The sequence below is a fragment of the Nocardia sp. NBC_00511 genome (assembly GCF_045161165.1).
GTDB lineage: Bacteria > Actinomycetota > Actinomycetes > Mycobacteriales > Mycobacteriaceae > Nocardia.
Window position 1 is genome coordinate 5,444,996 of sequence record NZ_CP107849.1, and the last position, 14,839, is coordinate 5,459,834.

The 14,839-nt window shown below is 68.3% G+C and carries 16 protein-coding genes; 8 read left to right on the plus strand and 8 right to left on the minus strand.

The genetic code is table 11. The features are described 5' to 3' along the window. Positions 1-13: 13 nt before the first annotated feature. On the minus strand, positions 14-910 hold the full coding sequence (locus OG300_RS25510) for a LysR family transcriptional regulator (protein ID WP_405485566.1): 897 nt from the start codon (positions 908-910) through the stop codon (positions 14-16). Between the two features lie 69 nt (positions 911-979). Between OG300_RS25510 and OG300_RS25515 the strand changes: the two genes are divergently transcribed. Further along, a complete protein-coding gene (locus OG300_RS25515) occupies positions 980-1,480 on the plus strand; it encodes a GNAT family N-acetyltransferase (RefSeq protein ID WP_405485567.1) in 501 nt (166 codons plus the stop codon). Positions 1,481-1,493: 13 nt separating this feature from the next. Here OG300_RS25515 and glgA read toward each other — a convergent pair whose 3' ends face one another. Beyond that, a complete protein-coding gene (glgA, locus tag OG300_RS25520) occupies positions 1,494-2,663 on the minus strand; it encodes a glycogen synthase (protein ID WP_405498673.1) in 1,170 nt (389 codons plus the stop codon). 202 nt (positions 2,664-2,865) lie between these two features. Here glgA and glgC point away from each other — a divergent pair, with 202 nt between their 5' ends. Further along, a complete protein-coding gene (gene glgC, locus OG300_RS25525) occupies positions 2,866-4,080 on the plus strand; it encodes a glucose-1-phosphate adenylyltransferase (protein WP_405485568.1) in 1,215 nt (404 codons plus the stop codon). 96 nt (positions 4,081-4,176) lie between these two features. Further along, the gene (locus OG300_RS25530; RefSeq protein WP_405485569.1) at positions 4,177-5,361 is read left to right on the plus strand and encodes a hypothetical protein; all 1,185 of its coding nucleotides are present in this window, start codon (positions 4,177-4,179) and stop codon (positions 5,359-5,361) included. Positions 5,362-5,389: 28 nt separating this feature from the next. Here OG300_RS25530 and OG300_RS25535 read toward each other — a convergent pair whose 3' ends face one another. The 6 genes from OG300_RS25535 to OG300_RS25560 form a co-directional block, all read right to left on the minus strand. Further along, positions 5,390-5,845, minus strand: coding sequence for a hypothetical protein (locus tag OG300_RS25535; RefSeq protein WP_405485570.1), 456 nt, complete (start codon positions 5,843-5,845; stop codon positions 5,390-5,392). A 61-nt stretch (positions 5,846-5,906) separates the two neighbouring features. Beyond that, the gene (locus OG300_RS25540) at positions 5,907-6,122 is read right to left on the minus strand and encodes a hypothetical protein (RefSeq protein WP_405485571.1); all 216 of its coding nucleotides are present in this window, start codon (positions 6,120-6,122) and stop codon (positions 5,907-5,909) included. A 201-nt stretch (positions 6,123-6,323) separates the two neighbouring features. Next, entirely contained in the window at positions 6,324-7,985 is a 1,662-nt protein-coding gene (locus OG300_RS25545) for an ABC transporter permease (protein ID WP_405485572.1), read from the minus strand. After that, on the minus strand, positions 7,982-8,917 hold the full coding sequence (locus OG300_RS25550; RefSeq protein ID WP_405485573.1) for an ATP-binding cassette domain-containing protein: 936 nt from the start codon (positions 8,915-8,917) through the stop codon (positions 7,982-7,984). Before OG300_RS25550 ends, OG300_RS25545 begins: the two co-directional genes overlap by 4 nt. A gap of 33 nt (positions 8,918-8,950) precedes the next feature. Then, entirely contained in the window at positions 8,951-9,586 is a 636-nt protein-coding gene (locus tag OG300_RS25555) for a TetR family transcriptional regulator (protein ID WP_405485574.1), read from the minus strand. A 195-nt stretch (positions 9,587-9,781) separates the two neighbouring features. Further along, a complete protein-coding gene (locus tag OG300_RS25560; protein WP_405485575.1) occupies positions 9,782-10,429 on the minus strand; it encodes an O-methyltransferase in 648 nt (215 codons plus the stop codon). Between the two features lie 234 nt (positions 10,430-10,663). On the opposite strand from OG300_RS25560, the gene sigE reads away from it, so the two are divergent. The 5 genes from sigE to OG300_RS25585 all read left to right on the plus strand — a co-directional run bounded on the left by sigE (position 10,664) and on the right by OG300_RS25585 (position 14,802). Continuing rightward, entirely contained in the window at positions 10,664-11,377 is a 714-nt protein-coding gene (gene sigE / locus OG300_RS25565) for an RNA polymerase sigma factor SigE (RefSeq protein ID WP_405485576.1), read from the plus strand. A 71-nt stretch (positions 11,378-11,448) separates the two neighbouring features. Continuing rightward, positions 11,449-11,856: a hypothetical protein gene (locus OG300_RS25570; protein WP_405485577.1), complete on the plus strand. Its 408-nt coding sequence runs from the start codon at positions 11,449-11,451 to the stop codon at positions 11,854-11,856. 10 nt (positions 11,857-11,866) lie between these two features. Then, positions 11,867-13,432, plus strand: a complete 1,566-nt coding sequence (locus tag OG300_RS25575; protein ID WP_405485578.1) for a S1C family serine protease — start codon at positions 11,867-11,869, stop codon at positions 13,430-13,432. Between the two features lie 45 nt (positions 13,433-13,477). Beyond that, positions 13,478-13,906: a Sec-independent protein translocase protein TatB gene (gene tatB, locus OG300_RS25580; protein WP_405485579.1), complete on the plus strand. Its 429-nt coding sequence runs from the start codon at positions 13,478-13,480 to the stop codon at positions 13,904-13,906. A 59-nt stretch (positions 13,907-13,965) separates the two neighbouring features. Beyond that, entirely contained in the window at positions 13,966-14,802 is an 837-nt protein-coding gene (locus OG300_RS25585; protein WP_354833617.1) for a hypothetical protein, read from the plus strand. Positions 14,803-14,839: the final 37 nt, after the last annotated feature.

Genomic DNA, 14,839 nt, shown 5'->3' on the forward strand with positions numbered 1-14,839 from the left:
CGGCCGCGGCCGACTACGGGTGGGCACGATTCGGCAAGAGCTCGGCCAGGTTTCGCATCATCGGCCGCTCGTCGCCGGTACGGGTCGCCAGGTAGATGGTGGTGGCCGCGTCGGTTCCGGACAGCGGCAGGATGCGGGCCGAGGCGGGAGCGGTGAAGGAGGCGCTGCGCGGTGCGACGGTGACGCCGAGGCCCGCCGCCACCAGGTAGAGGATGATCGTCCAGTTGGTGGCCTCCTGGACCACGCGCGGGCGGTGCCCCGATTCCAGCAGCGGGGCCAGGTTCTTCTCGTAGGCGAGCGCGCCCGCGGCCGGTGGGAAGAAGACGAACGGCTCCCCGGCGAGATCGCCACCGGAGACCGCTTGCTGTCCCGCACGCGGATGGTCGGCGGGCAGCACCGCGACGAAGGGTTCGGTGACGAGCGGGACCAGGCTGGTGCCGGGTTGCGGGTCCGGGTCGCGGACGATGGCCATGTCGAGGGTGCCGTGGGCGAGGCGTTCCATCAGGTGGCTGGTGAAACCCTCGATCAGATCCACCTGCACCAGCGGGAAGCGATCGCGGAATTCGCGCACCCCGCGCAGTGGTTCGAGGGGCAGCACGGACGGGACGAAGCCGAGGTGCAGCGTGCCCTGGCTGCCCTGTCCGATCCGGGTGACCTCGGCGAGGTCGCGGTCGGCGTGCCCGAGCAGTGCGACGGCACGGTCGCGCAGCACCAGTCCCGCCGGGGTGAGGGCGACGGTGCGGGAGGTGCGGTCGAGAAGCCGTGCGCCGAGCAGGGTTTCGAGGCGTTGGATCTGCTGGGTCAGGGCGGGCTGGGCGATGTGCAGCCGGGCGGCGGCGCGCCCGAAGTGCAGTTCGTCGGCGACGGCGAGGAAGTAGCGCAGGTGCCGCAGTTCCACCCCATTGACCATAAGTTCAGCCTATCAATCACACCTATCAAGTATTGGACGTTATGAGTCGCGCACCGGCATGCTTTCGGTGTGCCCCAGCAGACCGATTCCGACCTCGACGCGATCGTGGTCGCCCCGATGACCACCGCCGACGACGCCCGCGCCTTCAAGTCGCTGAACCTGGAGTGGATCGAGGCGTTCTTCACCGTCGAGCCCGCCGATCTGGTCACCCTCGACAACCCGCGGCGCATTCTGGACGACGGCGGTCAGGTGCTGATCGCGCGGCTGCACGGCGAGGCCGTCGGCTGTGTCGCGCTGGTCGCCGAGGGTGACGGCGCCTACGAGGTCTCCAAAATGGCTGTCACGCCGCGGGTTCGGGGCCGTGGCATCGGCCGGGTGGTGCTGCGCGCCGCCCTCGATCACGCCCGTGCGCAGGGTGCGAATTCACTGTTCCTGGCCAGCAATTCGCAGCTGGCCAGTGCCGTGCACCTCTACGAGGCGATGGGTTTCACCCATGTCCCGCCGAGCGACCTGCCGCCCAGCCCGTACGACCGCGCCGACGTGTTCATGCGCTACGACCTGACCGCCTGACCCGGCGGCCCGGCTACTGCTTGCGCACCAGGTCGTAGACGGCCGCGGTGCGCGCCGCCACCTGATCCCAGTCGAACTCACCGATCGCCCGGTCGCGACCGGCGGTACCCATCGCGGCGGCCGTGACCGGGTCCGCCGCAACGAGATTGATGGCGCGGGCCAGGGCGCGCTCGTAGACGGTGGGCGCGGTCTCGTCGTAGTGGACGAGCCTGCCGGTCACCCCGTCGAGGACCACCTCCGGAATGCCGCCGACATCGGAGGCCACCACCGCGGTCCCGCAGGCCATGGCCTCCAGGTTCACGATGCCCAGCGGTTCGTACACCGACGGGCACACGAAAACCGTTGCGGCGGCGAGTACCTGGCGTACCAGTTCGGTGGGCAGCATCTCCTTGATCCAGAAGACGCCGTCGCGTTCGGTGCGCAGGGTGCGCACCGCGGCCGCCACCTCGGCCTCCATGGCGGGGGTGTCGGCGGCCCCGGCCAGCAGCACCAGCTGGATGTCGGGGTCGAGGTGCCGGGCGGCCGCGAGCAGATGCGTGACGCCCTTCTGCCGGGTGATGCGGCCGACGAAGGCGGCGATGGGCCGGTCGACGGCGACACCGAGTTCGGTCAGCACATCGCGGGAGCCGAGGGCCGGACCACCGGGATGCCAGACCTGCGCGTCGACTCCGTTGTGCACGACGTGCACTTTCGCGGGGTCGATGTCGGGGTAGGCGGCCAGCACGTCGGCGCGCATGCCCTCGCTCACCGCGATGACGGCATCGGCGTTGATCATGGCGTTGTGCTCGGACCAGGACGAGAGCCGGTAGCCGCCGCCGAGCTGTTCGGCCTTCCACGGCCGTCGCGGTTCCAGCGAATGCGCGGTCAGCACATGCGGAATGCCGTAGAGGGTGGCGGCCAGGTGCCCGGCCAGCCCGGTGTACCAGGTGTGCGAGTGCGCCACATCGGCGAAGCTGGCGGCGTCGGCCATGCGCAGCTGGGCCGACATCATCTGTAGCGCCGAGTTGGCGGCGTACAGCATCGGGTCGGGTTGGTGCACGACGGCGTCGGTGCGCGACACACCCATGCAGTGCACGGTGACGTCGCAGATCTCGCGTAGTCGCGCAACCAGTTCGGTGACATGTACGCCCGCCCCGCCGTACACCTCGGGCGGGTATTCGCGGGTCATCATGGCTACTCGCAGTCCGCGAGCGCCCTCCGCGCGGTAGCTCACGGGTCCCAAACTAGACGTTCGGACGCGTGCCCACCAATCGCCCATTTCGCCGCCGCGCGCGCCACGCCGACGACACTCCGGGTGCCACGCCGACGAACTTCGGTTGGCCACGCCGGCGACACTGCACGCGCTGGACATTCAGGGTTGGTTTTCAACCGGTAGTTTCAGTGGTGTGAGGAGCCAGCCGCACGTACTCGGGATCGTGCTCGCCGGTGGCGAGGGCAAGCGCCTGTTCCCACTCACCAAGGATCGGGCCAAGCCCGCGGTCCCGTTCGGGGGCGCCTACCGGCTCATCGACTTCGTGCTGTCGAATCTGGTGAACGCCGGTTACCTGCGGATCTGCGTGCTCACCCAGTACAAGTCGCACTCGCTGGACCGGCACATCTCGCAGACCTGGCGGCTGTCCGGATTCGGCGGCGAATACATCACGCCGGTGCCCGCGCAGCAGCGGCTGGGCCCGCGCTGGTACACCGGCAGCGCCGACGCGATCATGCAGTCGCTCAACCTGATCTACGACGAGGACCCCGAGTACATCGTGGTGTTCGGCGCGGACCACGTGTACCGGATGGATCCGGAGCAGATGGTGCAGGCGCACATCGAGTCCGGGGCCGGGGTGACGGTGGCGGGCATCCGGGTGCCGCGCAGCAGCGCGAGCGCCTTCGGCTGCATCGATTCCGACGAATCCGGCCGCATCACCGGCTTTCTGGAGAAGCCCGCGCATCCGCCGGGCACCCCGGACGACCCGAACGTCACCTACGCCTCGATGGGCAACTACGTGTTCACTACCAAGGTGCTGGTGGACGCCATCCGCGCGGACGCCGACGACAACGACTCCGACCACGATATGGGCGGCGACATCATCCCCGGCCTGGTGCGTTCCGCGGCGGCCTCGGTGTACGACTTCTCGACCAATGTGGTGCCGGGCGCGACCGAACGCAGCCGCGGCTACTGGCGTGATGTCGGCACCCTGGACGCCTTCTACGAGGCGCACATGGATCTGGTGTCGGTGGATCCGGTGTTCGACCTCTACAACCGGCACTGGCCGATTCGTGGTGCGGCCGAGAATCTTCCGCCCGCCAAGTTCGGCCGTGGCGGGCTGGCGCAGGAGTCGATCGTGGGCGCGGGCAGCATCCTGTCGGCGGCGACGGTCCGCAATTCGGTGCTGTTCTCGAACGTGGTGGTGGAGGACGGCGCCACGGTGGAGGGCAGCGTACTGATGCCGGGTGCGCGGATCGGCCGCGGCGCGGTGGTGCGCCACGCCATCCTGGACAAGAACGTGGTGGTGTCGGAGGGCGAGATCATCGGCGTGGACCGGGAGCGGGATCGGGAGCGCTTCGCGGTCAGCAATGGGGGTGTGGTGACCGTCGGCAAGGGCATCTGGGTGTGATCTTTCGACACCCGTAGGAGTGGACAGCGACTGTCGCCGGTAGCGAAAATCTGTGAGTGGAGCGCCGCCGCTGACGGCTGCGCGGGAGGGAGCGTCATGGGGCGCCCGGCACGGATCGTCTTCGCCATCAGCTGTCTCGCCGTGACCGCGCTGGTGGCGGGCTGCGGGAAATCGGGGACCGCGATCCCCGGCGAGATCGACGTCCGCACCTTGGACACCGGGTCCTACCCGGTCGACCGCTACACCTACGACCGCAATGCCAATGGCAGCGGCAACGCCCTCGAGGGCATGCGGATGGCCGCCGCCGTGGTGCCGTCGGTGAAGATCGACTCCAGCCTGGACATCAGTTTCGCGGCGCTGGTGATGGCGGACTCCACGGATGTCATCAATTACGGGCATCTGGCGGCGGCCGCGAAACCGGTGCTCGACAATCGCGGCTATCTCACCGGCTATGCGGCGGGCGGCTCGGATCGCGCACAGGTCAACGGCAATCCGGATCCGAACGGCACCGATGTCACGGTGCGGGTGCTGCGTTTCTCCTCGGCCGACAATGCAAAGCTGGCGGCCCGCGAGCTGGAGGACGCCGATTTCAATGTGGCGTTGAACGTCAATCAGAAGCTGTCGCTGCCGGACTATCCCGATGCGTTCAGCCATTGGCGGCCGGGCGTTCCGAATATCGGTTTGGCCATGCCGCACAAGGATTTCGTGATCTCCCTGTTCATTTCGCGGCCGACCGCCAGTCAGCCGGATCTGCTGTCGTGGGCCAAGAAGGCCCTCGACGCCGAGGTGCCGCAGCTGGACGCGTTCGGTGAGACCCCGGCCGATCAGATCGCGCAGTTGCCGGTCGATCCAGATCGGCTGCTGGCCCGCACGCTGGTCGCCGACCGGGACCACAAGACCCCCGATCAGGACGATTTCGCGCTCTATCCCGCCAACTGGCTGGTGCTGGTGGCCGACAAGATGGCCGACCGGGTGCAACTGGTGGCGAACACCGGATTGACCGAGATCGCCATCGCCGACGGCAATTTCGTGTTCCGGGTGCGAGATGCCCAGGCGGGCAAGGATTTCGCGGCGGGCATGATCAAGACGCTGGGTGAGAACAGTTCCGCCGCGCTGGACAAGGTGCCGGATACCACCTGCGTGCATCGTGATTCGGACAGTGCGCCGAGTCGCTGCTATGTCGGCTACAAGCAGTATGTAGCCGTCGTGGACGGCACCAGTGTCTCCGACGCGCAGTCGAAGGCGGCCGCGCAGTACGCGCTGCTGGCCAACGCCCTGTAAGGGTCAGAAGGGCAACGCCCTGTAGGGGTCAGAAGCGCAGGCGGTCCGAGTCCAGCAGCTGCCAGGCCGCGGGCCGCCGGTCGCCGTCGCGCGCCGGGGTGCATTCGTGGCCGGGTTCGGCTGCCGCCCAGACCTTCTCGTCGGATGCGAACTCGATCGCCACCTCCGCCGCCCGCGGCGCGTGGCCGGTGCGGGTGAAGGTGCTGCGCGGCGCGCTGTCGTCACGGAACCAGTAGTCGCGAAAACCGAACGGCTGCAGCAGGGCTCGCAGGAAGGCGGGCCCGTCCTCGGGCAGTACGGTGCGGTCTTCCCCGAGCACGTCGACGCCCTGGTAGTACCAGACCCGGGCGACCAGTCCCTCGACGGGATCGACGACCCGGAAGGTGGCGTGCCCCTGGGCCGACAGCCGGAACTCGGCGATCCGCCGCCACTGCCCCGCGTCGTGGAAGTACAGGCCGATCACGGCCGGAGCCTGCTGCCCCATGGGAGAACCTCGTTCGTGGAAGGTATTCCCGTGGAGTATCCGCGAGCGCGGCGCGGAAACCTCAGTTCGGAACAATCGGCGCTTCGTGGCGCGCACCGCAGAACGGTTCGCAGGTGCTGGTCGTGGTGGGTACGTAGTTCGCCGACCGATCGTCGAACCGCGCCCCGCTGATCAGCAGCAATACCAGCAGCGCCATGAAAAGGATGGCCCCGAAGAAAACCAGGGCCGGCCACAGCCATCCGGGCGGCAGATGGATCCCGAGTGCGAGTCCCTCCATCGTCCCCACCTCCTTGAAATCTTCTCTCCGCTCTGTGGTACCACCCCCGCGCCAACGGAATCCAGGCCTGCGCACTGCCCCTGCGCTGCCCGCGCGGCCCGAATTCGGCGGTGGCACAGGCAACCACCGATTCGCTGGCCCCGCACGCGGCGAACGGCCACACCGTCGAGATGCGGTGCGGCCGTTCGCGGGCAGGTGACTCTAGGCGGAGCGCAGATCCCGTCGCCGGAAAGCCATGAGCCCCACGGTGAGAAGAACCACGTCCAGGATGAGCAACACGATCAGCGGCGTGGCGGTGAACTCCGCGCCCGGCACCTTGGGTGCGTGCTCGAACGGATCGAGATCCCGGAACCATTGCGGGACACCGGACAGCGAGCCGAGCAGCAGCACCGCGACCCCGGCGGTCAGCACACCCCAGGCCAGGGTGGCCCAGCGCGGCAGCGCACCGAACAGCAGCAGCGCGAGGGCGGTGAACACCCAGACGGCGGGCAACTGCACCAGCGCCGCGGCCAGGCACTGCCCGAGCTTGCCGCCGATATCTCCGGCGGCGCGCCCGTAGACCAGCCCGCCCGCGAGGCCCGCGACCCCGAGCGCCAGCACCGGCCCGAACAGTCCGAACACCAGATGCGAAGCGGCCCAGCGGGTTCGCGACACCGCGCCGGTGAGCACGGTCTCCGCCCGCGAGCTGCTCTCCTCCGAATGCAGCCGCAGCACCGCCGACACCGAGTAGGCGGCCGCACCCAGCGCGACCATGGTGAAGGCGTAACTGATCAGCGACTTCTCCAGCGAATCCGAACCGCCCATGCGGGTGATCAGATCCCGGATGGTCTGGCTGCTGCCCAGCTCGTCGCCGATGCCGTGCACCACGCTGCCGATCAGCAGGCCGTAGAGTCCGATGCCCACGGTCCAGGCCAGCAGCGTGCCACGCTGCAACCGCAACGCCAGTCCGAACGGACCACTCAGCGCGGGCCCCGCGGCGAGCGCGCCGGGGCGTTCCGCGATCAGCCCGGCCCCGATATCCCGGTGCGCCAGTAGGTAATACGCGACCGCGGTCAGCAGCACCGTCGCGCCGACGTGCAGCAGCAGCACCGCGAAATGGTCGCCCGCGTACGGCCGCACCTGCAAGGACCAACCCTGTGGCGAGAGCCAGGTGAGCGGGCTGGTGGGCCCGGCCCCGGAGCGCACGTCCCCGATGGCGCGCAGCGTGTAGGTCAGCCCGAGCACCGCGAAGGCGATGCCGCGCGCGACCCGCGCACTGCTCGACAGCTGCGCCGTGACCGCCGCGACCGAGGCGAACACCACACCCGATCCGGCCAGCGCCAGCCCGAAGGCCAACGACCCGCCGCGCGGCACGGAAGTCCCTGCCAGACTGAGGAATCCGATCAACCCGGTGGCCAGTGCCCCACCGTAGGCGACGATGAGCGCGGCGGTCAGTCCGGCGAAGCGGCCCACCCGGGTGGCGGCCACCAGCTCACTGCGTCCGGTCTCCTCCTCGGCGCGGGTGTGCCGGATGACGGTGAGAACCGTGGCGATGCCGATGATGGTGTGGAACATCCCGGCCTTCCAGATGCCCACCGCGCCAAGGCTGGTCGTGTTGTAGACCGGCCCGTACATGGCCAGCTGCGCCGGGCTGGCCAGGATGCTGTCGGCGAGACTCCGCAGGTCGGCGGGCGTGTGGTAGAGCTTCTCGATGCTCTTGATGTAGACGCTGCCCAGTGGCAGTGACAGCAGCAGGATCCACAGCGGCAGCACCAACCGGTCGCGTCGCAGCGTCAGCCGCAGCATCTGCCCGGTGCCGGTGAAATCCGCTGCCCGCAGGGGTGATTCGAAGGCGCGTGGTGCGGTGACGGTGGCGGCGGTCATTTCGACACCCGCTCCGGTGCGTGCTCAGCGGTCGCGCCGTCGAGCGAATAGTGGCGCAGGAACAGCTCTTCCAGAGTGGGCGGCTGACTGATCAGGCTGCGCACCCCCGCGTCGCCGAGCACCCGGATGAGCTCGCCGAGGTGTTCACTGTCCACCTGGCAGTGCAGCGTGTTGCCCTCGACACTGATGTCTTCCACCCCGGCGATCCGGCTGAGATCCCCTGGGCTGGAGGTCATCTCGGCGGTGATCGAGGTGCGCGACAGGTGCCGCATCTCGGCCAGCGTCCCGGTCTCGACGGTCCTGCCCGCCCGGATGATGGTGACCCGCTGGCACAGCTTCTCCACCTCGGACAGGATGTGGCTGGACAGCAGCACGGTCACCCCGCGCGCCGACGCCTCCCCCACGCACTCCGCGAATACCTGCTCCATCAGCGGATCCAGGCCGGAGGTCGGCTCGTCGAGCAGCAGCAGTCGCGCGTTCGACGAGAACGCCGACACCAGTGCGACCTTCTGCCGATTGCCCTTGGAGTAGGTGCGCGCCTTCTTGCTCGGGTCGAGCTCGAAGCGCCGGATCAGATCCGCGCGCCGAGCCTGATCGACGCCGCCGCGCATGCGCGCCAGCAGGTCGATGGTCTCGCCGCCGGACAGTGCCGGCCACAGCGTGACATCGCCTGGCACATAAGCGATGTCGCGATGCAGGGCGACCGCGTCGGACCACGGGTCACGGCCCAGCACCACGGCGTCGCCGGAGCTGCGCGACAGGATGCCCAGCAGCACGCGGATGGTGGTGGACTTCCCGGCCCCGTTGGGTCCGAGGAAGCCGTGCACCTCCCCCTCGGCGACCTCGAGGTCGAGGCCGTCGAGGGCGTGCACCTGCCCGAAGTTCTTGTGCAGATCCCGGACCTGGATAGCCGGGGCGGCAGGGACGTTCATCGAATCTCCTTGGAGGAAAACGACGTTGATGGGTTATTGCTCGGAGTGAGCGATCACCGCGTCGAGCGCGGTGGAGTCGGTGAGCAGGCCGTTGGTGTAGAGCTCCAGCGCGGGCAGCATCATGCTCTCGGCATAGTCGCGCAGGGCCTTGCGGAAGTCGGTGGGCCCGGCGTGCTCGGTGGCGTAGAGCTGCAGGAACATCATCATGCCGCCGCCGTTGTTGGTGGCGATGTAGCGCGCGGTGGCGGGCACGTCACGCAGCGGCTTGATGCTCCCGCCTTCGATGCCCGCCCGCAGGTACTGCTCGGTGTCGGTCACCATGTGTTCGAAGAAGGTCTTCATCAGGGCGCCGCCCGCCTGGAAGCTGCGCATCAGATAGGCCATGAGCGGTGCGAAGGCCTCGATCTCGGCCAGCTGCCGCAGCAGCCCGCCGGGCGAGGGGTTCTCGATGTATTCCATCTTGGCGGTCCGGATGGTGTCGCGGACCCATTCGTCGCACTCCTCCCGCAGCCCGTCCTTGGACCCGAAATGATGGTTGACCAGTCCGGGAGACACGCCCGCGGCAGCGGCGATGGCACGTACGCCGACCCCGAATCCCTGTTCGCCGAACACGGTGATCGCGGCGTCGCGAATCCGGGCCCGGGTGGTCAGATCGTCGGTTGAACGCATGTTCAACATATTAAACACTCGTTCAATCAGACGGCAAGACCATATCCATTCCCCTCAGGGAAATCTGCGCCGAGCAAACTATTGCCGCGCGGAAAGCTTCTCCGCGCAATACCCGAAGAAGCACGAAACCCCCACCGCTGGTGGGGGTTTCAGCTCCGAATATTCAGCAGGACGGTGTACGCCGCACCCGCGGAATCACCCGCGGGACGCGCACAGCAGCCCGTCCCCGATCGGTATCAACACGCTGGTCAGGTCCGGGTCCTCGGCGATGGCACGGGTCGCGGCCCGCACCGCCATGGTCTGCGGATCGCGCTGGGCCGGGTCTGGCACCCGGCCCCCGAGTAGCGCGTTGTGCAGCAGGATGGCCCCGCCCTGCCGCAGCAGTCGCACCGCCTGCGCCACGTACTGCGGATGCTCGAGCGGCGCGGCGTCGATGAACACGAGGTCGTACGCGCCGTCGGCGAGTCGCGGCAGCACATCCAGGGCCCGGCCGTTGATCAGCCGCGTGCGCGCGGGCGGAATGTCCGCGGACCGGAACGCCTCCTTGGCCGCGCGCTGATGCTCGGGTTCGGAGTCGATGCTGGTCAGGGTGCCGTCCTCGCGCATGCCGTCGAGCAACCACAGTCCGCTCACCCCGGCCCCGGTTCCGACCTCGACGACCGCACGCGCACCCAGCAATTGGGCGTACATGCCGATCAGCGCACCGACGGCCGGTGGGATGGGAGCCGCTCCCAGTTCGACGGCGCGTTCGCGCGCGCCGACGAGTACTTCGTCTTCGGCGACCGATTCCTCCACGTAGGCGAGGTTTCGCTGCAGGTTCTGTGCGGCGGAAGGCTGGCTCACGTCCTAGAGGCTAATGGCGTCGGGCTCCGATCGGGTGGCGGCGACCTGCCAGGGCGGCAATTTTTCTCAGGTGTCCCTCAGCCTCCACATACAGCGGCCACATCACGTTGGACCAGAGTGATGCTCACGCCAGGCCAGCGATCACGAGCCAGGTACCGGGAACACCCGATCGTACGGATCGGTTGACACCGATACGGAAGTTCGCGATCCCGAGTAGGAGGTAACCCCATCCACATGGTCGCCGCGGCGCGTGAAAACGCCAACACCCTGCCCAAGCAGACGAAGCACCTGGACAGCGAAACCCTGCTGGACAGCGACTTCCCGACGTCCACCGACGAGGCCGTCGTGCCCGAGGCCGCCGACGAGGCCGCACTCAGCGGAACCGCGGCGTTCGACGCCACCGGCGACCGCGGCATGATGCCCACCTGGGACGAACTGGTCCGCGAGCACGCCGACCGCGTGTACCGGCTGGCCTACCGTCTCACCGGTGATCCGCAGGACGCCGAGGATCTGACCCAGGAGACCTTCATCCGGGTCTTCCGGTCACTGCAGAACTATCAGCCGGGCACTTTCGAGGGCTGGCTGCACCGCATCACCACCAACCTGTTCCTGGACATGGTCCGCCGCCGCAACCGCATCCGCATGGAGGCGCTGCCGGAGGATTACGACCGCGTTCCGGCCGACGGTCCGGGCCCCGAGCAGGTCTATCACGACGCCAACCTGGATCCGGAGCTGCAATCGGCGCTGGACGCGCTGGCCCCGGAGTTCCGTGCGGCGGTCGTGCTGTGTGACATCGAAGGTCTGTCGTACGAGGAGATCGGTGCGACGCTGGGCGTCAAGCTGGGCACCGTGCGCAGTCGCATCCACCGAGGACGTCAGGCACTGCGCGAGCACCTCGAGCATAATGGGGTGGAGCGGCGCGCAATCGCCGCCGAAAAGGTCGGGTGAGCCGCGGGCATTGCGCCCGTGTCTCGGCATCGGCCGAGGCAGCTCGAGTCGTCCGAAAGGGTGTGCAGCGTATGAGTGGCGAGGATCGACCGCACCGTCGTCCCCCGCGTTTCGCTCCCACCGAGCATTTGGCCAGTGAGGCTATCGCCGCCTACGTGGACGGCGAATTGCGGATGAACGCGTATCTGCGTGCCGCGCATCATCTTTCCGTGTGCCGGGAGTGCATGGCCGAGGTGGAGGCGCAGGAGCAGGCGCGGGGCGTACTACGCCAGTCCTCCGATCAGATTTCCGCACCGTTGAGCCTGCACGACACGCTGTCGAAGATTCCGCGTGCGCTGCTGGGCCAGGATTGCGGCCCGCATGCCGGAGCGAATTCCGGCGATGATTCCCGTTCCCTGCCGGGCCGCGGCACGAGTTCCTTCGGCCTGCGCCAAGATTCGTTCGACAGCAGGCGGTGGACCTCGTGGTGGCGCAAGTAGAGTCCATAGCGTGACCACCGAATCCAAGAACACGGGCCCGATTCCGGGTGACGGGCCCGCGGGTGATGCGCCGCGCGACGCGGTTTCCGATTCGGCGGCCAGGGGGAACCTGAGGCCGTCGGACGCACCGGTGCTGGGGCCGCGGCCGGTCTATCGCCCCCATGTCGACACTCATACCGCGCGGGCTTTCCGCCGCCCCGGCGGGCTTCAGGGTTCGTTCGCGTCGCGGTCGTCCAATGGTTCGGCGCCGGCCGCCCCGAGCGGTGAGATCGTGAACCGTCCGCCCGACGCGGTGCTGGCCGAGGCCTTCGGCCGCCCGGCGGGTTCGGACGAACTGCTGCAGCGTGATCCGGACGCGCCGGGTGAGCAGGCCGCCCCGGCCGCTCCCGCCGATCCGTGGCGCGACCCGAATTCGGCGGCGCGCCTCGGCAATCCGGCGGTCGCGCAGGCGCAGACCGCGCCGCTGCTGCCCGGCGGCAAGCTGGGTGCGCGCGATGTGCTCTTCGGCGGCAAGGTGTCCTGGAAGGCGCTGGCGACCCTGACGGCGGTGGCCCTGGTGATCGGGCTGGCGGGCGGGCTGGTCGGGCGGCTCACCGGTGAATCCACCTCGGCACTGACCTCTCGCAAGATCGCGCTGCAGTCCGCGCCCGCGGGCAATGCCCCGCACAATCAGCTGACCAAGGTGGTGAACGCGGTGATGCCCGCGGTGGTCACCGTGCGAGCGTGGCTGGGCGACACCGGTTCCACCGGTTCGGGTGTGGTGATCGACGGCAGCGGTTACATCGTCACCAACAATCACGTGATCTCGCTGGCCGCCAACGACAAGTCGGGCAAGGCCAAGATGGATGTGGTGTTCTCCGACGGCTCGAAAGTGCCGACGACCATCGTGGGCCGCGATATCAAGACCGATCTCGCGGTGCTCAAGGTCGATGTGAAGAATCTGTCGGTGATCCAGCTCGGCAATTCCGGTGATGTGCAGGTCGGTGACGACGTGATCGCCATCGGTTCGCCGCTGGGCCTGGAGAAGACGGTCACCTCCGGCATCGTGTCGGCGCTGCACCGCCCGGTGAAGGTGGGCGGCGAGGGCACCGACACCGACGCCACCCTGGACGCCGTGCAGACCGACGCCGCCATCAACCACGGCAACTCCGGTGGCGCGCTGGTGGATATGCAGGGTCGGCTGATCGGCATCAACTCGGCGATCAAGTCCGAGAGCGGCGGTTCGGTGGGTCTGGGCTTCGCGATCCCGGTGGATCAGGTGAAGCGGATCTCGGCCGCGTTGATCAAGGACGGCTCGGTGCATCACGCCCGCCTGGGTGTCAGCGCCAAGACCCAGATCGTCGCCAACGACGTGATGAGCGGTGCGGCGGTGGCCGATGTGCAGGCCGGTAGCCCGGCGGCCAAGGCGGGCATCGTGGAGGGCGACGTCATCGTGAAGTTCGGCGACCGCGACGTGACGGGTCCCGACGACCTCCAGGTGGCCGTGCAGTCGCGTGAGATCGGCCAGACCGTGACCGTGCGCCTGATCCGGGACGGCCGCGAGGTCGAACTTCCGGTCACTCTGGAATCGGACTGACGGGCCGCAGACCGGTGCGCGCGGAGCAAAGGGCAAAATAGACCTGTGTTCAGCAATATCGGCTGGGGCGAGATGCTCATCCTGCTCGTCGCCGCACTTGTGATTCTCGGTCCGGAGCGTTTGCCCGGCGCCGTTCGCTGGACCGCGCAGAGCCTGCGGCAGGTCCGCGATTACGCGACCGGTGCGACGCAACAGTTGCGTGACGAACTCGGTCCCGAATTCGACGAGATTCGCAAACCGCTCGAGCAGTTGAACGAACTGCGGTCGATGAATCCCCGGGCGATGGTCACGAAACATCTGCTCGACGGCGATGATTCGTTTCTGTCGGACCTGACCAATTTCGACAAGCCGGTGAGCAAGCCGAACAGCGGAAACGGTTCCACGAACACCGGTTCCGGTGACTTCACGATGCCGAAAGAGCAAAAACCGCTGGAGCGCAACGAACGTCCGCCGGTGGATCCGGATGCCACCTGAGATCAACGATGTCGAGCGGTCTTGACGCATGATGCTGTCCAGCTATCTAGACTGCGCTCATGTCGGCCGACGAGGTGGCCCGGGTATTCGCGATCGAGGACAAGGTCGAACGCCTGAAAGCCGCCACCGAAGGCGTCGCGGCGGCGCAGCAGCAGATCAATGAGCTGACTCGCATCCGCCGCGCCGTGATCCGCGAACTGCATGCCGAGGGCTGGACGTTCGCCAGAATCGGTGCGGCCGCGGGACTTTCCCGGGCACGCATCCATCAGGTCAGCACCCAGGGGCCAGTACCGGAAGGTCTGTTCTTCGGGCACGGACCGCTCACCATCCTCACCCCGGACGTGCGCAGCACCACCCGCGCCATCGCCCTGGTGGGCGCGCCGGACGCCGCCGCGCCACACCGATTGGTAGAGCTGCTACGGGAACTCGGCTTCACCGCCAACGTGCAGCGCTTCCTCCCGGGCCGCCCGCTGGACCTGGATCGCGACGGCCTGATCGTGCTCGGCGGGCCCGAATTGTCGCCCAGTCTCCGGTATTTGGTGGCCGCCGACCCGCGCCTGCGCCGCACCGTGGCGCGCGCCGGACGAGTCCGCCGCGGCATCGAGGACCGGGCCGCGCGCCGCGTCTACCGCCCCGGCGGCACCGAGCCCTACGACATCGCCTATCTCGCAAGGCTCCCCCGCCCCGACGGCAAGGGCAGCGTGCTGGTGATCGACGGCCTGCACCCGCCCGCCAGCCTCGGCGCGATCCGGCTGCTGGCGACCCGTCTGGCCACCCTGCACGAGCGCGCGAGCACGCATCCGTTCTCGGCCGTGGTGGGCGTCCGCTACGACCGCTCCACCGGCGAGCCGATCGAGGCCGACCTGCTGACCCCGATCTACCGCCACGACCGCTGACCCGGAAACGGCAGTGGCCCGGCGTCTTTCGGGACAC